We start from the raw sequence: 22830 nt of genomic DNA, 5'->3' as shown, positions 1-22830 counted from the left end.
GCCATGCCAGAGACGTCCCAAGCTAAGTCCGACAATTGGTGGCTGATCAAACGCCTTCTTAGGCTGATCTGGCGCTACCGCGGCAATAGCCTGAAGGTCATCAGCCTGCAAGGCGCCCTGCTCTGCCTGGGACTTGCGGGGCTCACCCTTACCGGACTTGGCATCGACTACATCCACTACTCCATCAGCGAATCGGGTATCACCGAGCAAAGCGTCGCCTATCCTGCCGGCAAGTTCGGGTTCACCGTACCCCGCCATTGGAAACCTATGGTCTCCATCGCAACCATCGCGGCAGCCATCCTCGCTTTCGCGATCCTACGTGGTCTCCTAAACTACGCCTACACGATTTCCCTCAACCAACTAGTACAAGGCAAACTTGTGGTCGACCTGAGAGGAGAAGTCTATGAACGCCTGCAACGCTTGAGCTTTCGCTTCTTCGACGCCAATACCACGGGATCCATCATCACTCGAGTCACTAGCGACGTACAATCCGTGCGTTTGTTCATGGATCAGGTCGTAATTCAGGTATTCATAATGAGCGTTTCCCTGACCATCTACACTCTCTACATGGTCAGCCTCAGTCCCAGCCTCACCCTAGCCTGCCTCGCCACCACTCCTATCCTTTGGCTGTTCACCACTGTATTCTCACGACGGATACAACCTCTCTACGGTAAGAACCAAAAACTCGTCGACCGCCTTGTCCAGAAGTTCGCCGAAAACCTTCAAGGCATGCAGGTCGTCAAAGCCTTCAACTTCGGAAACGACCAAAGGGCCGCCTTCGAAAAGGCCAACGAGAACGTATTCCAGCAGCAACGCAGCATCTTTTGGCGGGTGAGCCTTTTCTCCCCGACCGTCGGTTTCCTGACACGCGTCAACATCGCCGTGCTGCTCGGCTTCGGCGGTTGGCAGGTGATCAATGGACAACTGGCACTTGGATCCGGACTGGTCGTCTTCGCCGGCCTGCTCGAGCAGTTCTCCAACCAAGTCAATCAAGTCGCCAACGTCGCCAACAGCATGCAGCAGTCGCTTATCGGCGCCCGACGGGTCTTCGAAATTCTCGATGCACCCATCGAAGTCAAAGACGTTCCCCACCCGATTCATCGCCCAGCGATCAGTGGAAAGGTCTCCCTGCGAAACGTCAGCTTCGCCTACAACGGGACTCAGTCCGTAGTGGACGAAATAGACCTCGAGGTGCCGCCCGGCCAATGCGTCGCCATCCTCGGCGCTACTGGTTCCGGAAAATCTGCGCTCATGAGCCTGATCCCGCGCTTCTTCGACCCGCAGAGCGGACAGGTGATGATCGACGACATAGACGTGCGCCAACTCAAGCTCGAAGACCTCCGGCGCAGCATCGGCATCGTCTTCCAGGAGAGCTTCCTCTTTTCAAACACCGTCGCCGCCAATATCGCCTTCGGCCACCCCGAAGCGACTCGGGAACAAATCGAAAAAGCGGCCCGGATTGCCGCCGCCCACGACTTCATAAGTGCCCTCCCGCACGGCTACGAAACCATTCTCGGCGAAAACGGAAACACCTTGTCCGGCGGCCAAAAACAACGTCTCGCCATCGCCCGCGCGATCTTGCTCGAGCCACCAATCCTCCTTCTCGACGATCCTACCGCCGCCATCGACAGTGAAACGGAACAGGAAATTTTCACTGCCCTAGATCAAGCCATCGCAGGGCGAACCACCTTTCTCGTCGCCCACCGCCTCAACACCCTGAAAAGAGCCGACACCATAATAGTCATGGAGCGGGGGCGCATCGCCCAACGCGGCAGCCACCAAGAGCTCCTCCAACAAAGAGGCCCCTATCGTCGAGTCGCTCACCTGCAATTGGCAGACACGGGGGACTTGGAGAGTTTTTACAGAAAAGGAGACTTCGAATGAACGACCTAAAATCGCCTCGCGGCATCGACCGAACCCCACGAGAAATCGGACTGCTGCAACGCCAACGAGACGCCGAGGAGGAAGCATTCACCCGTCCGCTGGAGTGGAGCTTGATCACCCGACTCATCAGCTACACCAAGCCCATCGCTTTCAAGCGAAACCTCCTCATAGCGCTCACCCTCGTCCGCGCTATCCAGCTCCCGCTTCTTGCTTGGATGGTCGGCAGCATCATCGCCGGTCCGATCGCCCAATTCGATACAGATCTCCTATTTTGGTCCGTCGCAGGCTACCTGCTCCTCGCTTTCAGCACCGATTTCCTCTTCCACTTCCGCCAGCGATTCGCCCAGGAAATCGGAGAAACCGTAGTGAAAACCTTGCGCAGCGAGATCTTCGAAGCCGTCCAGCGACAGCCGATGGCATTCTTTCAGCGCGTAAAGCTGGGGTCTATCATTGGTCGCATGACCTCGGACGTCCAGACCCTGCGTACTGCTATCCAAGACGTCTTCTTCGTTTCCATTGTACAAGTGGGAATTCTCGTTTTCGCCGCAAGCCTCATGGCGTATACCGATCTCGTCATGTTCGCCATCGTGGCCGCCCTCGCTCCGATCCTATGGGCAATCAATCGCCACTTCCGCTCACGCCTCAGCCAATCGTCGCGACAAACGCAAGAGAGCTTCAGCCGGGTTACCGCAAACCTCGCCGAATCCGTCAACGGCATCCGCATCACCCAAGGCTTCGCTCGCGAATCACGCAACGCGGATCTTTTCCGCGCCCTCATCGTGGACCATGCTCGCTTCAATATGATGCTAGCCCGCACCTCCGCGCTGCTCATCCCTTTACTCGAGCTCAACAGCCAGTTCTTCATCGCCCTGCTGCTCTTCGTAGGCGGGTGGAGGACCCTCGACGGAGCCATGGAGATAGCAGACCTCATCCGCTTCTTCTTCCTCGCTAACCTCTGCTTCGGCCCCATCCAAACACTCGGCTCCCAATTCAACCAAGCCCTCATCGCCATGGCCGGAGCAGAACGCGTTTTCAAGCTGATCGACCAGGAGCCCGACTGGACCGACGCCCCTTCCGCCCAAGCCCTTCCTGCCAAAGACGCCTCCGGCGTCGAAGTCGAATTTCGCGATGTCACCTTCTCCTACGTCGCCGGCAAACCCGTTCTCCACGACATCAACTTCAAGGCGGAAGCCGGGCAAAGCATCGCCCTCGTCGGGCACACCGGAAGCGGCAAGAGCTCCATCCTCAACCTTGTATCTAAATTTTACCTACCGGATAAAGGGCAAATCAAGCTGGACGGCCAAGACCTCCTAAACCTCACCTCCGATTCCATCCACGACCAAATGGGAATCGTGACTCAACAAAACTTTCTTTTCAGCGGCACCGTGCTCGACAATATCCGCATGCCCCGTCCCGAGGCGAGTGAAGCAGAGGTCCAAAAGATCCTTCTCGAACTGGACTGCGACGACCTCGTCGAAGACCTCTCCCATGGCCTCCACACCGACGTAGGCGAACGCGGAGCCTCGCTCTCGCTGGGCCAGCGACAACTCGTCTGCTTCGCCCGAGCCATGCTGGCAAACCCTCGCCTGCTTATTCTCGACGAAGCGACCAGCGCCATCGACTCCCTCACCGAAGCAAAGCTGCAAACCGCCCTCGAACGCCTCCTGCTCGGTCGCACCAGCTTCATCGTCGCCCACCGCTTAAGCACCATACGCAAGGCTGATTTGGTTCTCGTGCTCGACAAAGGACGCATCGTCGAACGCGGCACCCACGACAAACTGCTGCAAGCTGGAGGACCATACGCGACCCTCTATCAAAATTTCTCAAGCTAGAGCTAGGAGCTCTGCAGCAGAGATTTCCTTCACTGAACGAAGCTTCTCGCCACTGCGCTCAACACTGTCCCAAGACGTCAGAAAATAAATTAGCCAGTCGTCTTCAAAGCCGACTAACCCTCAAACGACTTCAACAACGACTGCAAATTACTCAGGCTACGCTCCACGCTCTCCCAAGGAGAAAGATCCGCAGGGCGATCCTGCTCCACCACCAGCCATTCAACGCCAACCTTCACCGCAAACCGAGCCATCTCCGAGCAGGGCACAATCCCGTCTCCAACCTCTATAAACCGAGCTTTATCCCTTTCTCCACACGCCTCCTCGCAACCAGATTCTAGGCCCTGCAGATCCTTCATGTGCAACACCGCGATTCGGTCCGAGAAAAGTTCAGCGTAGGCCAACGGATCGACTCCAGCAAAAGTGGCCCACGCAATATCAAGATGCAAACGGAGCAATTGAGGATCGGTCTGCCGCATGAGCGCCTCTAAATAGCGCTCTCGCGAATCCGGTATCCGCGCGAACTCGTGGTCATGGTTGTGGTAGGTCAAAACGAGGCCCAGCTCCCGACAACGCCTCCCCATCTTGTTGTAGAGCTCCGCGTCAGCGGCGATTTGTTCCGCCGACTCCGTAGGGCCCCAAGCGATACAAAGATGACGAGCGCCCATCTCGCTCGCTTGGCGAATCAAATCGTCTCCAAAATCAAAATACGAGTACTTCGTACAATGAGCGGCAACGAGCTCGATACCGACCCCTGACAGGCGCTCGGCAAACGCCTTGGGCGAAAGTCCGAGCCGCTCAAACACTCTGGCGTCCACTTCAACCCCAGCAAACCCGAGATTCGAGATACGCCCGAGCGTAGCCCAAAAGTCCGCCTCTAGATCGTCCTGAACGATCCCAATCAACCCAATATTCGGTCTGTCCAAAATAGCTCCTTTCTACGTTCCGAGTATGGACTTCAGTTCGCTATCCTGCAAAGGCCGAAACGGTTCCGCTCGACTTTCAATCGTCATACTCACCCCTGATTTCGAGGACTCATATACAGCAAGCATCGCCTCCAGAACGTGGCACATCAAGGCTCCGCTTGCCCGAGGCGACCTTCCGTCCTTCAAGGCCAAGGCCATTTCGGCAACGCCGAGCCCCCGCCCCTTCGAAATGTATCCGTCGTTTGATGACGGATTAATAGATCGTTTCTCTTGATTTGTCTCTACCGTTACCTTCTCGCCGTACATGTTCGCATCACTCAACTTAATCCGGCCCGTCCTCCCGAAGACTTCAACGCTCGGAAAGTAGCTGTGCACATCTTCCGTAGCGATCACCGTGGCAACCACACCGCTTTCAAACGACAGGCTAGCTACCGCCGTACTCGCTCTATCCAGAGAAAAACGCTCACCGGACTGGCCATCGACCTTTTCAGGAAAGCGAACGTCTGCGATGCCCGATACACGTTTTACCGAGCCAAAGAGCATTATCATCGCGGTGATATAATACGGGCCAAGGTCGAGCAATGCCCCGGAAAAAACCTTGTGGTAACGCATCGAGTCGAAAGTTCCGACCGTGATCAATGCGTGGGCAACTACCGGAAAACCAATCGCACCCTCTTGAACAAGCTTCGAGCATGAGTGGAACGAACCACCGAGAAAGGTATCTGCTGCCCCGCCGATTTGTACGTTATTACGTTCAGCCGTATCCAAAAGTTCGCGACCTTCTTCAAGGGTTAGGCAAAGCGGCTTTTCAGTGAACAAATGCTTGCCTGCCTGCAATACTTGCAAGCTTGTTTTAAAATGCGCCGGCGCCGGAGTTAGATTGACTACAAGATCGATTCCCGCATCGGACAGCATTTCCTCCGCAGTCACCACATTGTCCACTCGAAACTCCTCTGCCCGCTTGCGAGCCAAATCGAGATCGAGATCCGCGCATGCGGCGATTTCCACCAAGGCGGAAAGATCACCGGTCAGATTTTTGAGATAAGCCGGAGCGATCGCTCCGCAACCTAGTATTCCGACTCGTAGTCGTTGGGTCATAGGAAAAATGGGTGTCAATGTTGAGCAGGCAAAAGACCGAAAAGCTCGAATGCCCTCGATTTTGCATTTGGTAAATCCGTTGAAAGCTTTTGACGCCCCCCGAAACTCAACTCTCGATGGGCAGCACAAAGCCCACCCCCAACTTACGTTTCATGAACACCGTCCTTTCCGTTGCCATGCTCATCACTGGATTCTCGAACTCCCTTCACTGGGAAAACATCGCCCACGACGGCAATCAACACTGGATCCTCACCCATCCGATTCACGAGCAAAGAGACTTCGACCTCGGCGCCCTGGACTTTCCGAATGCAAAGCAATTCTACCTTGCGAAGCGTAGTGGCGTGTTCTGGATGATACCGACCTGGAGCGACGACCTCGATTCCCACGGAGATACCAACCCCGGAGAGGACCTCGGTTTTATCATGGCCCAACAAACCGACGGAAGCTGCGTCCTCCTCCTACCACTATCGACGCCCAACCAAAGAGGCCGGCTCTACTTCGACAACGGACTTCGCGCAGGACTGCGTTCCGATCAAACAACCAGCGCGGAAGCAGCCCCCGCCTTCATTCTCTCCCATGGGAAAGACCCTGTGGAGCTGATCGCCTCCTCAATCAAAGTCGCACGCCAGCACCTCAACACTTTTAAACTCCGCGAAGAAAAAGAAGACCCCACCTTTATCGATTCGCTCGGATGGTGCACCTGGGACGCTTTCTATCGAGAGGTGACCGCGGAGAAGATCGAAACCGGCTTCGTCCAGTTTAAAAAAGACGGCCACACCCCTGGCTTCCTCATCATAGACGACGGCTGGCAAGACGTATCCGCAAACTGGGGATTGCGATCTTTCGCCACGAATACCGAGCGCTTTCCCGACGGACTGGGCGAACTGACTAAAACGCTAAGAGACCGTCATCAGCTGCGGTGGATCGGAGTCTGGCATACCTTGCAAGGATACTGGGGAGGAATCGACCCAGAAGGTCCCCTCGCCGATCGTTACCAGCTTGAGACGACCCGTGGAAAGATGGAGGTCTTTGCAGGGTGGCCCGACCAATACTCCATCGAACAGCGGGTCCACGTAGCTCACGAGAGCGTCGACGCATTCTTCCACGACTACTACCAGAAACTCTCAGAGCAAGGCATCAACCTAGTAAAGGTCGACAACCAAGCCCAACTCGAGCTGTTCAGCCGCCGAGAAGACTTGCCCGAGAACGGCATTCGTGACTCCTACCAAAATGGCCTGCAATCCGCCGCCATAGAAAAGCTGAACGGGAACCTCCTGCACTGCATGAGCCAAAGCAGCGAGGTCTACTTTCAACTCCTATCAGGCAACCTCGTACGCAACTCCGGTGACTTTTATCCAAAGAAAGACGAGGCCGCCCAGATCCACCATATCGTGCAAAACGTGTTCAACGCTGCCTTCACAAGCAACTTCTGTGTACCGGATTGGGACATGTTCCAAACCTACCATCGAAACGCCAAAATGCACGCCATCGGCCGCGTCATATCAGGAGGCCCCGTTTATATCAGCGACAAGCCCGAGTTAACAAACCACGCCTTACTCGACAAACTCGTAGTAGGAGAAAACCGGATACTACGCTTTTCCCAATCCGGAAAACCGATTGGCCGCCAGTTCTTCCAAGACCCTCGCCAGAGCAACGAGCTCCTCGCAGTTGTCAACCATCATCAAGATGGATTCGGCGCGGTCGCGTTCTTCAACTGCGCAATTGATCAAGATCGTTCCGGACAGGTAACTCTTTCGGAGCTATCCGATCGTGCCTCGACGAAATTCGCTGTTTTCGACTATGCCGAGCAAACCCTTCACTACTTCACGACAGACGATGAGCTCACCTGCAGCCTTCCCCCCGCAGACGCCAAGGTTTTCGCATACGCGCCCGTCCTGAGCGGAACTGCCTGCTTCGGCATCGCCGGTAAACTCAACGGCATGGCAGCCCTTAAGTCAGCGACAAATATTGCCCAAAATACAGTCCTCTACCGCCTTCACGGAGCAGGGAAAATTCTCTTCGGAGCCAACTCCCTTCCGAAGACAGCAACGATCAACGGTGACCCTGCGCACGTCACCAGCGTTCTAAATGGCAATGGCTTCACTGTATCCGCAGAAACATTCGGCCCGCTCGAGATCATCGTCGAGATGCACGAGCTAGACTAGAACTAGGCGGCTCTAAACAACTCTCCTTGGCGCGCCTAGGCAATCGCTGGCCTGCACCGCCAAGGAAGCCTCAATTTGATCCACCAAGATTCTAGAGCGGTCCCATGTGAGCACGATTCCGGCGGGAGCCTGCACACTCGCCTTAATCATCCCTTCTGAATTTCGCTTCCATTCAACTGCAATAACTTGGTCTGTCCCTGGAATTGGATAGGCTCCTTTCGCCCATTCGAGTGGAGATCGAATATCGATCTCCACCACGCTGAAATCTGGAGCTTTCGGGAAACCAACTCCCAACGCATGCTTCGAGAGATAATACATCGGACTCGCCGACCACGCGTGGCAATGACTCGCAGTCGTGCGAAAGAACTCAAACGTAGTAACCGCGCCATTCGCAAGCATCCAGCCCCAGCCTTCACGCATGAGGGACTCAGCTAACTTCGACAGCCCCATTTTATACAGTCCTTGAAAAATGAAGAATGAGTAAGCTGGGCTAAAGTAAGCTCCAGATTCTGGGGAGTATCCATTTATGAATACGTTCTTGAATTCAGACTTAAGCCAATTACGAATGGATCGCACTTGCGAAGGAGTCGCGACCTTCGAAAGCACTGCAAGAATACTCGCATGAAAGGATTGGGTGCGGCCTTCAATGTTGTCATTGAAGCAACCCTTTCGCTCGTTCCAGAGAAGCTTTCGTGCGTTTTCCGCGACCATATTGCGCCTCGTTTCGAATACTTCAGCCTGAACTAACTCTCCAAGTACGCGGGCAATTTTAGCGGCACTACCGAGCATCTGTAGATAAGGGAAAGTCAAATTCGCATTTGGTCCCGACTTATCCATCAATGCATCCGAGACACCGTTGTCCCCATGCAGACCGCCGTAATGCGCCTTAACGCCCTTCAATTTGGGCCAATCAGCATCCAGCAGGCCATCCTCACGCTCGTCAGAAAGACCATTGAACCAGTCGATGCTACCGAGCATGGCAGGCCAGTCGGTTCTCAATCTATCGACATCCCCTGTATTCAGATAGTACTGCCAATAACCTTCGATCGCTTCTATGGAAAAATCGGATATCGTATAGTCTCCTTTGTTAGGATAAACCGCTCTAAACTTTCCGGTTTCATCAGGGGACTGACCGAACAATTCCATACATCGCCCCATCAATTTTGTATCTCCGTAGGCGGCTAAGGTATTGTGAAATTGAATGATTGTATCGCGGAGGTACATACCGCGCTCTCGCCCCGAACAGTCGACGAACACATCCTCCATGTTTGCATGCTGAGCGCGCTCGCACATCGCCCACACTTCGTTTAAGAGTGAATCCGAACACTCGAAACGCCCCAACTTGTGGACTGGGTAACGGCAGGACAGAAAAACCAGCGAATCTAACCTGACATCCGCAGCTGCTCCCCTGACCGTGATCCTCATGTAACGAGCCCCTCTCGGCTGACTCGTCATGTATTCAACCTTGTCCTCGGTTGCGAGGATACGATCGCCCGCTTGGTAAACGATAGTATGCTCAAGGTGGCTGCCATCCGCGCTCAAGTGCTCGCCATAAGCGAGGTCGATTGTCGCTCCCGCAACACCAGACAGAGCGACTCGTGGCAAGACAAGTTGCATGCAATCAAACTCTAGGAACAGAGAGAACCCCACAGGGTAGTCTGATATTTTGAATACATGAGATTCGAGTTTGTCGGCACCTACTTCTTCAAAAGGCGGAGCATACAAGTCCCACATGGAGCGCCGGGCAGGATTTGAATCCATCTCCTCTGCATAAACTTCTATCCAGCCGCCATCTACATCGAAGCTATCATCCCAGGGAATCGGGACCTTGCCCTCAAAAGGTTCATCCCTGAAAGTGGATCCCAAAATCGGGGTACGCAACCAAGCCAAATCATCGTCGTATTTCCTATTTGGAGACAACCTCAGATCTGCGGAGCGAGGTAGCGCCATCATGAAGCTATGACAGTCATCGATAAAGGTTTCGACGGCGAAGAATGAGTTCCAACCTTCTTTTAGACTCAAGCAAACGTTCTTTCGAAGTCCATCAACTCCGATCCCGATATCGCAAAGTTCTCCGTTCAAATAGTAGCTCCCCCAAAAAAGCCCTGCTACCACATTTTGATTCTTGGGCGAGTGTATCCACGTCGCAACTCCAAGAGCCATATTATCTCTGCCCTCAAAGATTTGCTCTTTCCCGTGAAACTGGGGGCCGGCTACCGAAAACCCGTGCACGTCTTCTCGATCAGACAAAGGATCGACAGGTCGCGGAACTCGGAAAGGAACCTTCCCGAGATCCATAAATGGAATAGTACGCGGTTTTAACGGCCCCCATCCATCCTGCTTTGGGAGCTCAGTTACAGGGCTCCATTCGCTGTCGTCAAAATTTAAAGTCTCCCAACCCGTCAACGCTTTGTCCTGATCGAACACGTCAATCGCATCGAGTGCAAAGCTCATTTTCAAAGCCTCAGAGTAAAACGCTTCACACCTACGAACCTTCCACGACGAGTTCTGAGACGTGGAAAAGTCTACCCTTTCTCCGTTTCCATCGCTGAGCTGACCCCACGCAATAAAGCCGCCCCGTACGGAATTATCCTTGAAGGTTTTGCAGCCGAAAGACTTGACCAGAACGGCAACGACATTTCGTCCTTTTCTCAGTTTCGAAGCGATATCAACCTCGTCGAAGAGAGGGTGGCGTATATCGAAGCGGACGGGTCCGAACTGAACAAACTCGCCATTGACAAAAAGCTGGTAGGCGGTGTCCGCAAAAAGACAGAGCTCAAAACGGGATGGCACCTCGGAAAGTTCAAAGCACCGCCGAAAAAGGGCGAAACGATTCCTCCCCTCTCCATGGGAGTTATACCAAACAAATTTCGTTGGAGGAGATTCAAACATGCAAAAGTAGGTAATAAATCAAGGGTTTACGCGTGCTCGCACGCACGTCTACCGTCGGAATAGCTTCGATAAAAATGACGATGCCTACTCGATTCCACCGAACGAAAACTTTAAAAATTAATTCGTTTACTTCCGAAATCGCTTGGTAAAAAAGCGAATTCCCTCAACCTCACTAGCATACCCTGAGCCTTCCAAAAGCTTGGAAGCTCCCTATCTAATTCAAGTCCATGGAAAGACCCTCTCAGAAGCTCATCGCCAAAACCCTAGGCATCTCCACAGCAGCCGTTTCCCTCGCCTTGCGCGATACAGGAACTATCTCAAAAGAGCTCTCAGAAAAAGTGAAGGAAACCGCGCGAGCGCTCGGCTATCGACCCAATCCGATGCTCTCATCTCTCGCCTCCAAGCGCTTCCGCGAGTCGGATACACCACTGAGCATCCCCCTAGCGCTTCTGGACTTCATGGACAAAGACTCCTCTTACAGAATAGAGCTGAAAGCCCGGGCAGAGCAACTTGGATACACGCTCAGCGCGATCGACGCGAAAAGCCTCGAAAAATACGCCAACCCGTCCCTCACCCTCTACAATCGAGGCGTCCAAGGCATCATTCTAATGGGTCCGATTCCACTAGGCTCCTTCCGTGAAGACTTCAATTGGGACGACTTTTCCGTGGTTCAATGCGGCCGCTTTCTCGAGCCCCTCCCCTTCGACACCGTTAGGCCCAACATTTTCCAGGCTATGAAGCTAATCTTCACCAAGGTCATGGAACGTGGATACCGACGCATCGGCTTCGCCTTAGGGCGACACGATCCCCTCCTCGAGGACGACGAATCTCGAATCTCCGCCGCCTTGGGCCTACTAGCGGTGCACTGCGATCCGAAAGACCATATTCAACCTTACTTCGGGTCCTTCACCGATAAGCAAGCGCTCGTCAACTGGGCTAAAACGAACAAGCCGGACTGCATTATCGGCTTTCACATCGGACAATGCGCTACCCTCGTCGAGGCAGGCATCAAGGTACCCGAAGAAGTCGCCTTCGCTTGTCTCCACCTCAACGGAGCCCCAGGCCTCGGCGATTCCCGAAACCTGAGCATTGCCGGCATGGAACAACAGCTGCGAGAAATCGCCGACCAAAGCGTAAACCTCATCGACCAGAGCATCCGCCATCACGCCCGAGGAAGACCAGAGCTCCCTCGCCAAGTCCTCGTGCCTTCCTACTGGGTCGACGGCGACTCCTTACCGAACAAACGCTAACAAAGCTCTCGTGCCGCATAGGATACACCAAGCGTAAATATAGTCGCGAAAAACACACCTGCGCCTAGAATTCTAGCAACACACTTCCAAGATGCAATCGAGTATCCAACATACAACGACGCAACGAGAAACAATCTTCCAATCTACTCAGCCGTTGCCCTGCGCCGCACAAAGGCCACTTCCACCTCCCCGTCGAGCTGGACTACAAGACGGCGTTCTTCCACCAAACCATCCGAGTCCATTTTAATTTGAGAATCTAACACGGGCACCGAAACGCTAGAAAGCTCCGTCCACTCTCGAAGATCCTCGGAATACTCGAAGCCGTCTTCTACGCCTACCATTACGGAATTGCGGTGGCAAGAGACTGTCAAAGCCGATTCCCCCGCCACCCTATCGAATCGAGACATCTCCCAAACCTCTCCATCAAAGCGTAGCGGATCTCCCGCCCTCACGAACTCGATCAGATTAGCAGCTCCGTCACCATCTGGATCCGCCGAAACCAAAGCATCCGTCGCTTCGGAGCCCCAAGCAAAACGAGATTTCCAGAGATCATAGCTCAGCCCGCTCACGCCCTCTACCACTGCATAAAGAGCGCCCTCGGGGAAATAGAATGAAGCCACACCGTCTTCCAAACTAAAAGGCACCTCCGCAATCGGCATTCCGTTGGCATCCAAAGCGCGAACGGTATGCACTCCCGGATTCCTGATCCGTACTTTGAGCCCGGCTGTCTCTAATCTCCAAGGAGCCTCGCCATAGCTAGTTATCTTTCGCACCTGTACTTGCTCGCCGGACACCTCAATGATCGCCTCTTCGTCCTCCCAACCCGTCGGACGGGCACGAGTGCCAACTTGCACAAGCAACCTTCCGGAGGCGACGATTGGATAACCGTCCAGACTGACTACGGAAGCCGCAACGGATGGACCAGTGCTCTCAAAAGCAACCGAACTCAACTCCTGCACAGTCGCTTGGTAAGAAATCATTGACTGAACATGCGAAGCATCGACCGTGAATAAATTTCGTTCCGTATCCAAAATAATTTGACCCGTTTCACTCGTCACTCTTTCACCGTTTTCAGTTCGCTCTATGTAAGAGTCCAAATCTTCCATAACCACATTCTCGCTCTCATTCCCGCCAAACTCCATCGTCACGGGTCCGACCAGAAAAGCGAGAGGGTCGACGCCGCCCTCCATCGTGGAATCAGGCGCTTGATCACCGCTATCTCGATTCGGGTCAAAACTCGCGCTCTCCGCAATGATGGGCGATTTCCTCTGCCAAAGCGCACCAAGTGAACGCTGCTCCTGCACTACCGGCTTCCCTCGCCGAATATAACCTTTGCGAAACGCTAGAGCCGCCGCGGGCCACTGCCCCGCCATGTCTGGGGTTTGGCACAACCATTTACCCTGAGATGCATGGTAGCCATTCGCGGAACGAGGCGGAGTGAACCCCTCCGTTTGGGCCACAAACCAAAAGTAAGCGTCGAATCCTGTGAGTGAGGAATAGGCGGATAACAGCATGGAACTCTCGAAACCCGTATCCGTCGGCATAACCCAAGCGCTCTCCGTCACCATCATGGGCTTGCCCTCGACCTGCTTAACACTGATGGGAAACGATCGTGCAGCGTCTTTCAGCATCGAAGGGTTCGTATAAAAATCTCCGTTTTCGATTGCCCATCCGTTGTTGTCGCCTTTGTGCAAGCCGCCAAAGTAACGGTTCACAGCGATCACGTCGCCACTGGTCTGGCTGTAGCGTTCGCTGTCTTCCATCAAGACAACATCAGCTGACTTCCAATTTCCAGGATTAACGAGGACAGGACAATTCAAGTCCTCCCTTACAAAGCGTGTAATCTCCGCGTTGAAATCATACATCGTCTCAACCCAGAACTGCATTTGGTCGTCCAGGCGTGCAGTCGTACCGTGAGCCGCTTTTCCATCGCCCGTTAGATCCCAAATATTGGCTATCCCTAGAAAGCCCTTTTCGATGTCGTCATTTCCTGAATACGCTGTTCCCCATGCTTCAAAGGCAGCATCAATGGACTGATATTTGTTCAAAGCCCAAGCGTAAAACAATTCACCCAGTCTCCTTTTTGGCCCAGCTTTCAAGTTATTTACAGTCCAAAAGAGCAAGCTGTCCTCGTTCTGAATTTGAAACATGGCAAGGGCGGGTTCCTCAGCCAAGGTTTTGCCATCCAAATGTTCGCTAGGGGTAGTGAATAGCTTACGAAGCCATTCCTTGTACGCCTCTTGAATCTTCGTATCGAAAAAGAGGAGACCGTGATGCCCCCCTTCCCAATCGGTGCCCCAGCGGCTATCATCACTCTCCATCGTGTTCGCCCAATAAGGGGAGACAATAGTGTAAACGCCCGCTCGTTTCATTGAACCAACCGAGCGGAAAATCCAATCCAACTCGCCTTCATTCGAGTCGTTTAGCTCCTGGCTGTCAGCGTGAGGGTTGATGTGGCTGTGCAAACGGATGAGGTTCACTCCGCGCTTTGCCAACCAACGGGCATGGCGGTCCAAATCGGGAGCATTCTCCCATCCAGGTCTTGGCCGAGGCTGAAAAGGGATATCGCGCGCAACGGCAGTATTGACCGCCCAAAAGCGAAGCGGCTCGCCATCTCCTCTAACAAAATCCCCTTGGTCGTCAGTACGCACCCAACCACTTTGCCCTGCTAAATCCTCGTTCAGATAGCGAAGGTCAAAAAGTGCAGAAGGATCGAAATCGTCCGGCTCCGGATCAAAGGCCCATGTGTCTTGAGAAAAAGCCGAGCTTACAAGTTGAGAAGCTACAAGACCTGTAGCCAACAGTTTCCATCTAGTATTTTTTGTATTCAATTTTTATTTACGTTCGTATTTTAGTCTGCATCTCGAACCAAGGCACGCAGGAAACGCCGTCCTTCCGGCAACATTCCTGATTTGGCTGAAATAGAAATTCGTACCAGCTGGTCTCCCATCTTTTCACGCTCCAGAATGCACTCATCTAGGCCTAGCGCATTCCAGTCCACGAGGTCTTGGGAAACACACAGTCGCACCTCAGGCTCCAGCAACGCGTCGCTCATTAGAAAGGAAAGCCCCTCAACCTTGCCATCGGTTGTCCTCAGCACCTTAACATCGTTCGCGCCTAAGGAGGTCGCCAAAGGCTCCGCTCCAAAATAGAAAGCCGCAGCCGACTCGATCGGATCAGCCAACAGATCAGCTGTATCCACAGGACCATTCGGCTCCCCCACCCTGGCATTCGCCCAAAGTTCCGCAGCTTCTCTCCAATCAACAGTGTCCGCCGTCCCGTCGAAATATCCTTTTGCTTTTGCGTAAGCGGACTTCCCAATATTCGAGCCCATCACTCGTCCACGCAAGTCATCCGGCCAGACGTGAATGCCTCCATATAGTCGGGATATACCCGCTTCATCAGCGGCATCGAAGTAAGTCGCCCACGTTAAAGTAACGGTTTCCGTCGGCCCGCGCTCAAACTCCAGAAACTCGTTAGCGCCGGCTGTGAAAGAACTGATCCCTCCCGGAAAGTAAGCCGACCCAGTTATCGCCGCGATCACTTCCGCCGCTGCTCGACTGAAAGCGCTATGCCCAGAAGTGTAGGCCCCAAAAGGAGGCGTCACGAAAGTATCTCTCTGATAGGGCATCCACTCCACTGCAAGTATCCAACCAACTCCACCATAGTCCAAATTAGGATTATCGGGAATCCCCTTCCAACTACGTATCGCTATTGCACCTACATGATCAACCAGATGAGAATGCCGCTGACCTGGGGCTGAACTGTCAACGGTGACAACTTCCACTAGATTTTCCTTTAGCGGCAATCCTTCCGGCGAATAAGAGGGACCATCGGGGTCCGAACTTTGCCCCCGGCTACCCATGTAACGAATCATGGTGATAGGCCTCACATAGTTGTATTTCCGCTTTGCATCCCAACAAGCGATCGCGGCATCAGACACGGCTGCATCCAAGGCAAAGTACAATTTCACGTCCCATTCCAGCTCATCGACGACCTCGCCTTCACCTTCGAAGCGCCGCTCGAAAAGCGGGTGGTCCGTTACGTGATTCGCGACCGAATTCCAATGCCCGGGCGGCGTTTCCGAATCCGGACCATCCGCCCAAAACTCCGCCAAAATGCGACCATAGTCCGCCCGAAGCACTAGGTTCGGTTCGTATGCCTCACCAGTTTCGGGATTGATTTCGTAACCTATTCCATCGTTGGTTCCGAGCGTGTTGTTATGTCGAACTCCTGGCGAAACATCGATTTCCACGGAATCCGACGGATCCAGCCAGCTACTAAACTCTATCAATTCGATAGCTGCGTCTTTGTAATCCTGATCTCCTTCACCTCCCAAGTACGGCGGTGGCCCCGGGTCGCTATAAACATCTTGGCGCGTTGGGCGCTCGAGAGCAAAGGGCCGCACTTCTCCCCAATTCGCCCCAAGAAACTTCTGTGTTGATTTTCCCACTACAATTCCATTTTGCAGGATGAGGTAGTCGAAGGACAGCGGCTGCCACTGGTTAGGATCTTGAACCTCAGTCCCTGGCAAAGTGAAAATGAGCGGGTCATTAACCGGCTCGTATCCCGTTTGGTCAACGTAGCTGTAAAGCTCATTGCCTCCATCCGTCCAAGTGTAGGCGAGCAAACGCGCCGCAATTCGATTGCCCACCGCTGCCGGCGAATCCCCAACTACACTTTTGTCATCGGGATCGTACCCGAGTAATTCCATCCGCTCCCGCAAGGCTGGCAAAGTGACTTCCGAGCTCGGAGAAAGGCGGAAGCGACTGCGCAAGAGGCGATAAGCAGCATAGCTGATCGCTTCGGACCGCGCTTGCAGGATATCGGTCGGTACGGGAGGAGATTCCACTGACAGATAGGGTACAGAAGCTCCTTCGAAGTCGTAAGCAACCCAAGCATCCCACATCACGCAGGCCAAACCAAAAAGGTTGCGCGAATGAACAGTAGGTGCCGGATAATCGAGCCGAATCGCATTCAGCAGCTCCTCCATCCATTGGCGCGCGACTGACTTGTTCAAGTGAAGCGAATACACGCCCACTCGAGCATGCTCGCTGTAAGCCACGCCTGCTGCGTTCGTCGCTGTGGCGTAATATTTTCCTGCATCTCCATGCTGGACATCTTCTAGCAAAAGAGTTTTCCCGACTGCTCCTAGCAATGGCTGGCCATTGCGGTACCAGCGGACCAAAGGCAATGGATCACCTTCCACTTCCACTTCGAGGAGCAAGTCGTCTCCCGGTCGAAGGCTTTGCTTTTCCGGTTCGCGGGTAAAACGAGGCGGAGTAAAGGCGGAGCTGCCTCCTTGGCTCTCGACGACATTGAAAATACGTCTGGTCGGTATGTCGTAGTATTCCTCCTCAACTCCACTTGGCCAACGTATCCGAATTTCAGCGACTGAACCTAAACCCGATCCGAGACCGAAGTGCAGCAGCGGCTGCTTCTGGGCTAAATAAGTATTGCCGGGGTTGAACTCCTGAGTCTGAAACGGACCGTTGGCAGTCGAGCGAACGCTGACCAAAGTTCCAAATGCGGCACGGTTAGAGTCAGTGCCTTGCAAGGCGATATCAAGCCAAGCGTTTTCCGCCGTGCGATCATTGCGCAGTAGTACGGGGGACGAGTTCTGGTGCACGACCAAGATGTCTAAGTCGCCGTCGTTGTCGTAGTCGAAAGTGACTAGTCCGGCCCCGTTAGCCACATGATTGACCATTTCCGAATCGGACACCCTAGAGAATCGGTTGTCACCTTCGTTTCGCCAAAGGATCATGGGGGCCAGAACCTCTTCGCCCTGTCCGTCCAAGTCTTTCCCGTTGGTCATGACCACATCCAAGTCGCCGTCGTTGTCGTAGTCGAAAAGATCGCATCCCCAGCCCCAGCCACCAGTGGCGATACCCGATTCGTCAGACACGCTTTCGAAGACGCGATTTCCTTGGTTTATATAAAGCTGGTTACCCCGATAACCCGGGGCATCGGTGAAACGGATGGAAGTGACAAACCAATCGAGCAGGCCGTCGGCGTTCACATCGGCGATGGCCGTACCCATTCCGTTCTCCTCTTTGCTCACGCCTGCGACTCTGGTACCATCCGAGAAAGTGCCGTCGGCGTTGTTCCAAAAGAGTCGGCTGCGTTCAAAGTCCGCCACGATGGGCAGATCTGGCCAACCATCGCCATCCAGATCGCTAACCAGAGGAGCGTAGACAGTGAGTTCCGGCGGTGGGAAGGCTACGCCGGAAGTGATACTAACGTTGTCGAAATAGCCGGGTTGGGCCGCTCCTCGATTGAGGAAGACGGCAAAGTGTTGGCCGACGGTCTGCTCGGTTACGCTAGCTCCCCATTCTCCAACCACCAAGTCCAGACATCCGTCGCGATTCAGGTCGCCCGCGGCGACGCCGACGCCTTTATGTGGAGAAGTGGAAGGCAAAGCCAATGCCCTGGAGGCAGCGGCCTCGATGAAGCGCCCGGCCCCTTCATTGACGTAAAATCGATGCTCCTTTTCGTCTGCTGTCGCTACAAAGAGATCTTGGTCGCCGTCATTATCAAAATCCGCCCATAGCGGGGCGTTGCCTCCATCGGACGTGTCGAGCCCAAGTGGATTGTCAATCCTCTCAAAAGCTCCTCCCGTGTTGCGCATGAGTACGTCCGGAAGGCGGAAGCGCACGATGTAAACGTCGAGCCAACCATCACCATCGAAGTCAATTACAGCCGGAGCACCGCCACGCGCCACGAAGGCCAAGTCTTCGGTAAGCTCTTCTGCTGCGAGTTGCTCCAAAGAGGCGAACGGTGTACTCGCAGTGACATCAGTGAAGGCGGCATGAGAAAGGGACCACGGCAAAACAACAACGGCGACGACCCCAAGAAGGCTTACGAATGATCGCAAGTAGTGGACTGGGCTTGTCATGAGCACAGCATAGAAGGAGTTAGTTCAGTTAACTGGGTAAGTATAATTGGGAATCCTGCAGCTTAGCGGCTCTTCGAGGAGACGCGCTCGGGACCGAATGATAAAAATGCCAAAACGACGCTCAGGCCTTTGATTGCCTGAGCGCCGTCGAGAATTTCGAGATCAATTGGCTAGGCCCTGAAGCCAAAGCCCAGCGGATCAGGAGCCGAGCAGCGAACTAGAATTCGAAGGTGTTCGAAATCTTCCAGCTCATCCCTTGGCGAATACGCCAGCGGTTCGGATTGCCAAACGGATCGGTGGAGAGAGCCACCAACTCGTCGTCGCCGCCAACGTTGTAGAGATTCAATTGGATCTTCCAATCTATCTTTTCGTTCAGCTTCTTGCGATAGCTGCCCCACAAGTCGAAGGTCTCGTACCCGTCGTCCATCACCGGAGAAGTAATGTCAGGGATCTCTGCATTGTCTTCGGACGGTAGATAATCTATCGCAGCGCTGTCTTCCCATCTCAGGGCTCCTCCAATGCCAAACCCCTCTAGACGACCATCGCGGAAGTTGTAGTTGGTGATCAGGTTGGCCCGCCATTCGCGCACCTCCGGTTGCAGCTGACCGTTGAGGGCCAGTAGCTTCAAGTAGTCTCCGCGAAAAGTTGGGTACCGGTTGATTCGAACGCCTGGGCTCGCGGACCAGAAGATCGGCATTTCGCCCACGGGCGTGTTCATGATCTTGTCGTCGACAAAAGCAGAGAGAGCGAGGAAGGATTCACCCGGAACCTTGTCGCGAGTCGCTTTAGTCTGGGATGCGTTCAAAGCGATACGCCAGTTCCTAGTGGGGTTCGCTGTGAACTCGAACTCTTTGCCTTCGGATACGGCGTCCTCCGTGAATCGGTGCCCGCTTGGACGTGTGACACGTATACCAACCTGAGGGTCTCGCCAATCTCCATTGGAAACCCACGCATCCTCGAAGAGAGGAAACTCGGTTGATAAATCCTCCACAAACTGTTCCCAGGCAGGAATGATAGTGCCTCTCAAGTAATCCGGATCCGGATGGACGTCGGTATTCCAGGCACCTGAATTGAAGCGAGCCAAGGATTCAGTGGGAGCGTAGAGCGTCTGTTGCAGCGCCCACATTGCACCGATATCACCCGTCGTATTCTGGTTGCTGACAACTGTCTTGTATTCAGTCGCTCGCAAGGAGTACTTGCGGTCCTTTGTCTCGAGGAGAACGCTGTACTCCTCGGTCTTGCCAGCCGGTGGCGGCAAAGGACGCTCGAACGCATCCAAACGCCCAGCAGCGGGCTGGAAGTTCTCTCCTTCGTTGTAGTACAAGCTGAACTTGAAGGGGAGATAGTCGGGATCGCCCAACAGTCGGTTCAGGTGTACGGAGACGCTCCAATTGGTGGTGTCCGTATCCAGATCGTAGGACGTCGCATCCGGATTGTTCAGATTGAAAACGGATGGACGCACGTCGTCCCGGTCCGGCTGCTGATCTGGAACGTCAGCGGCTGGCGCATCCAGCAAAGTGCTGGTCGACTTGTCCGTGCGGTATCCATAGAGGCCGATAACCGAATCGTTGAAGAATTTGCCCTGCCAGACGAAGACCTCGGACTTGACTCCGAAATCCGACATTCTCGCATTGCTGGTAAGATAATCGCGGTCAGGGCCGGGGCCGATCATGTTGCCATCACTATCAACCAAGGAAATGACGTTCACAGTCTTGTCCGTCCATCCCACGTAGTTGGCCGGATTTTGCCTTTGCTGCGGCAGGGTGCCGTCGTCATTCCGATTACGTGGCTCGTTCCACTCGCTGAGCGGATCGACGCCTGTGGCCGCCCACGTGCTATCGAACATCCGCACCGTGATTGGTCCACTGCTCGGAAGAACATACTCGTCTACACCGCTGAGGTTAATGCCGGCGGCCGAGCTTCGGCCGCGCAGGTCGTCGCTGAGGTAGTAACGGAAGCTTGGGCTGCCCAAGGAGCCATAGCGATCGTGATCTTCCGCAGAAATCGCGGCCAAGTTTAGGCTTCGGCTCTCGCGGTAGTTAGATTCATCGGCATACAACCCGGTGAAGGTGTGACTGCCAAGAATGCGGGCGAAAATATTGTCGTTCTTGTCCTCGAAGTCGTAGTTCGCGAAAACCTGGCCGCGGAACGCGCTACGATTGGAATCGTTTACACTGTTGCCGGTGGAATGTAGAACCTCTTGGACGTAAGCACGCCCGATGTTCGGGTTGGCTGTCGCTGGATCGTTAGGATCCACCGGGCTGCCCCACTCCAACTGCTCGTTTATGTCGATCCCAATACGGCTTTCCCAACCGAAGATGCCATATTGACCTCGGGAGAGCTCTTGATCGAAGAAGGCCAGGTTGTAACCGAGCTTGCCGCCGAGGAAGGTCTGGGAAACAGAAGCTTCCACCACATCCCAATCGGTCATCTCGCGCTTGTTAGGTCCATCGAGCAACTTGTTGTAGAAATCGAAAACCGTCGGGTCCGAGATCGCCTGGTTTTCCCAGAAACCGCCCGACGCGCCGTATTGGCCCGTGTAGGTGGCCCAGGCCGAAGTGGAATCGATCCCCCTGCGGCGTGAGTTGTCGCCCCAAATATTCGCGGTCACCCCAGTAGGAAGCGGGCCGTGGCCCACGATGTTACCAGCGGAGTCATAGGCTCCATACTTGTTGCCGATGGTACCAGTGTTGACTGACGGACCGGCCAGCGAATTGAACTGGAACTGCGGACCGTTCATGAACTGCGATACTGCAGCGCCCGAGAAGTTGTTGCCATCGCTCAAACCGTCGAAATACGGGTCTTCGGTGAAATGGTTGACCGTCCGCTGACCAATACCGCCTGGGTAGCCTGGATACGTTTCCGCCGTATAGACGGTGTTGTTGTCCTCGGACGTGCGCGAAGCCGGAGTCCAGAATGGGGTAATCAAGTCAGCCGGCGTCAAAATACGCGGCCGATTCGAGGTGATTGAGCCATTTTCGAAGCTGATGTTAACATCGAACGTAGAGCCATCTCCATTGAAAGCCTTGGGAGCGTACTTCGCCGCAATGAACATACGGTTATCTTCTTCGTAGGCGGGCTTCTGCTGGAACTTCGCATCCTCACGAAGGGCGGATACGTAGAACGCGAGTTCGTTCTCGATCAACACCTTGTTGTAGTCCACCGTGGCCCGAATGCTGCCGAAATCGTCTAGGGAAAGGCCAACGGACCCTTCGTTTTCAGAGATGCTTGCAGAGGTGGTAGTCGCATTGACGACCCCGGATGGACTGCCCAATCCGAAAAGAATCGAGTTCGGACCGCGCAGCAAATCGACACGCTTCACGGTATAGCCGTCCCATGGCACGTCGGTCGAAAAGTAATTGCGGGTATTGTCTGCGCTGTTGAGGCCGCGAACACGGGTATTTCCATTCGGATTACCAAACAAGTCTTGTTCGCGAGCCACGCTGCCACCGGACACACCGCCGGAGTAATTACCTCGGGCTCCACCGACTTCGGTGTTGGTTGCGTACGCGAGTACCGTCTCGTTATCCGTTCCGCCGACGTCTTGAAGGAACTCTTCGGTCAAAACCGAGATGGACGACCCAATGTCTGAAAGGTCGGTGCGGAAGCGTGTACCGGCCAACGTGCTGGTGGCGCGGTAGCCTTGATCTGAATCACCTTCGACAGTGAACGGAGAAAGCTCGTAAAGCTCCCCCTCTTCGTCGGATTCCTGGGCAAACGCAGAGCCGCCCACTACAACAGAGGCGGCGAGCAACGCGGCCGAAAAAGGGCCAACTTTGCTGGGATAGTTTTTGTAATTAAGCATGATAGTTCGATTTAGGTAAACAAGTCGGCCGAAGAACCTTAGCTCACGTCGATGCAGCACTGTCAGACGAATAGCCCAGAAGGCCT

10 protein-coding genes are annotated in these 22830 nt (G+C 54.2%); 4 read left to right on the top strand and 6 right to left on the bottom strand.

Annotated features, from left to right (window positions below):
* The first annotated feature begins 3 nt into the window (after window positions 1-3).
* Both QEH57_RS12105 and QEH57_RS12100 read left to right on the top strand, forming a co-directional pair.
* A complete protein-coding gene (locus QEH57_RS12105) occupies window positions 4-1884 on the top strand; it encodes an ABC transporter ATP-binding protein (protein ID WP_309006997.1) in 1881 nt (626 codons plus the stop codon).
* Window positions 1881-3716 (top strand): ABC transporter ATP-binding protein, encoded by a 1836-nt coding sequence (locus tag QEH57_RS12100; protein ID WP_309006996.1) that lies wholly within the window; start codon window positions 1881-1883, stop codon window positions 3714-3716. Before QEH57_RS12105 ends, QEH57_RS12100 begins: the two co-directional genes overlap by 4 nt.
* A gap of 113 nt (window positions 3717-3829) precedes the next feature.
* Here the strand turns inward: QEH57_RS12100 and QEH57_RS12095 are convergent, their stop codons facing one another.
* Together QEH57_RS12095 and QEH57_RS12090 are read right to left on the bottom strand one after the other, a co-directional pair.
* Entirely contained in the window at window positions 3830-4639 is an 810-nt protein-coding gene (locus QEH57_RS12095; protein ID WP_309006995.1) for a sugar phosphate isomerase/epimerase, read from the bottom strand.
* A gap of 12 nt (window positions 4640-4651) precedes the next feature.
* Window positions 4652-5737 carry a Gfo/Idh/MocA family oxidoreductase gene (locus QEH57_RS12090; protein WP_309006994.1) on the bottom strand — a complete coding sequence of 362 codons (1086 nt, stop codon included), beginning with the start codon at window positions 5735-5737 and terminating at the stop codon, window positions 4652-4654.
* 152 nt (window positions 5738-5889) lie between these two features.
* Between QEH57_RS12090 and QEH57_RS12085 the strand changes: the two genes are divergently transcribed.
* Entirely contained in the window at window positions 5890-7902 is a 2013-nt protein-coding gene (locus QEH57_RS12085; protein ID WP_309006993.1) for a Sip1-related alpha-galactosidase, read from the top strand.
* Window positions 7903-7914: 12 nt separating this feature from the next.
* On the opposite strand, the gene QEH57_RS12080 is transcribed toward QEH57_RS12085, so the two are convergent.
* Window positions 7915-10794: a hypothetical protein gene (locus QEH57_RS12080; RefSeq protein WP_309006992.1), complete on the bottom strand. Its 2880-nt coding sequence runs from the start codon at window positions 10792-10794 to the stop codon at window positions 7915-7917.
* A gap of 227 nt (window positions 10795-11021) precedes the next feature.
* On the opposite strand from QEH57_RS12080, the gene QEH57_RS12075 reads away from it, so the two are divergent.
* Entirely contained in the window at window positions 11022-12044 is a 1023-nt protein-coding gene (locus QEH57_RS12075) for a LacI family DNA-binding transcriptional regulator (RefSeq protein WP_309006991.1), read from the top strand.
* Window positions 12045-12187: 143 nt separating this feature from the next.
* Here the strand turns inward: QEH57_RS12075 and QEH57_RS12070 are convergent, their stop codons facing one another.
* From QEH57_RS12070 to QEH57_RS12060, 3 genes are all read right to left on the bottom strand, one after another.
* Window positions 12188-14875 (bottom strand): hypothetical protein, encoded by a 2688-nt coding sequence (locus tag QEH57_RS12070; RefSeq protein WP_309006990.1) that lies wholly within the window; start codon window positions 14873-14875, stop codon window positions 12188-12190.
* Window positions 14876-14895: 20 nt separating this feature from the next.
* Window positions 14896-18918 (bottom strand): FG-GAP-like repeat-containing protein, encoded by a 4023-nt coding sequence (locus QEH57_RS12065; protein WP_309006989.1) that lies wholly within the window; start codon window positions 18916-18918, stop codon window positions 14896-14898.
* A gap of 238 nt (window positions 18919-19156) precedes the next feature.
* Window positions 19157-22744 carry a TonB-dependent receptor plug domain-containing protein gene (locus tag QEH57_RS12060; protein WP_309006988.1) on the bottom strand — a complete coding sequence of 1196 codons (3588 nt, stop codon included), beginning with the start codon at window positions 22742-22744 and terminating at the stop codon, window positions 19157-19159.
* Window positions 22745-22830: the final 86 nt, after the last annotated feature.

Source organism: Pelagicoccus sp. SDUM812005, from assembly GCF_031127875.1.
Lineage (GTDB): Bacteria > Verrucomicrobiota > Verrucomicrobiia > Opitutales > Opitutaceae > Pelagicoccus.
Note: the sequence above shows the minus strand (reverse complement) of the source record. Positions and strands in the feature narration are given on the sequence as shown.

Excerpts from the sequence above, each read along its gene's own strand:
- QEH57_RS12060 (WP_309006988.1), bottom strand. The coding sequence starts at position 22,744 with ATGCTTAATTACAAAAACTATCCCAGCAAAGTTGGCCCTTTTTCGGCC.
- QEH57_RS12100 (WP_309006996.1), top strand. The coding sequence starts at position 1,881 with ATGAACGACCTAAAATCGCCTCGCGGCATCGACCGAACCCCACGAGAA.
- QEH57_RS12080 (WP_309006992.1), bottom strand. The coding sequence starts at position 10,794 with ATGTTTGAATCTCCTCCAACGAAATTTGTTTGGTATAACTCCCATGGA.
- QEH57_RS12085 (WP_309006993.1), top strand. The coding sequence starts at position 5,890 with ATGAACACCGTCCTTTCCGTTGCCATGCTCATCACTGGATTCTCGAAC.
- QEH57_RS12105 (WP_309006997.1), top strand. The coding sequence starts at position 4 with ATGCCAGAGACGTCCCAAGCTAAGTCCGACAATTGGTGGCTGATCAAA.
- QEH57_RS12075 (WP_309006991.1), top strand. The coding sequence starts at position 11,022 with ATGGAAAGACCCTCTCAGAAGCTCATCGCCAAAACCCTAGGCATCTCC.
- QEH57_RS12090 (WP_309006994.1), bottom strand. The coding sequence starts at position 5,737 with ATGACCCAACGACTACGAGTCGGAATACTAGGTTGCGGAGCGATCGCT.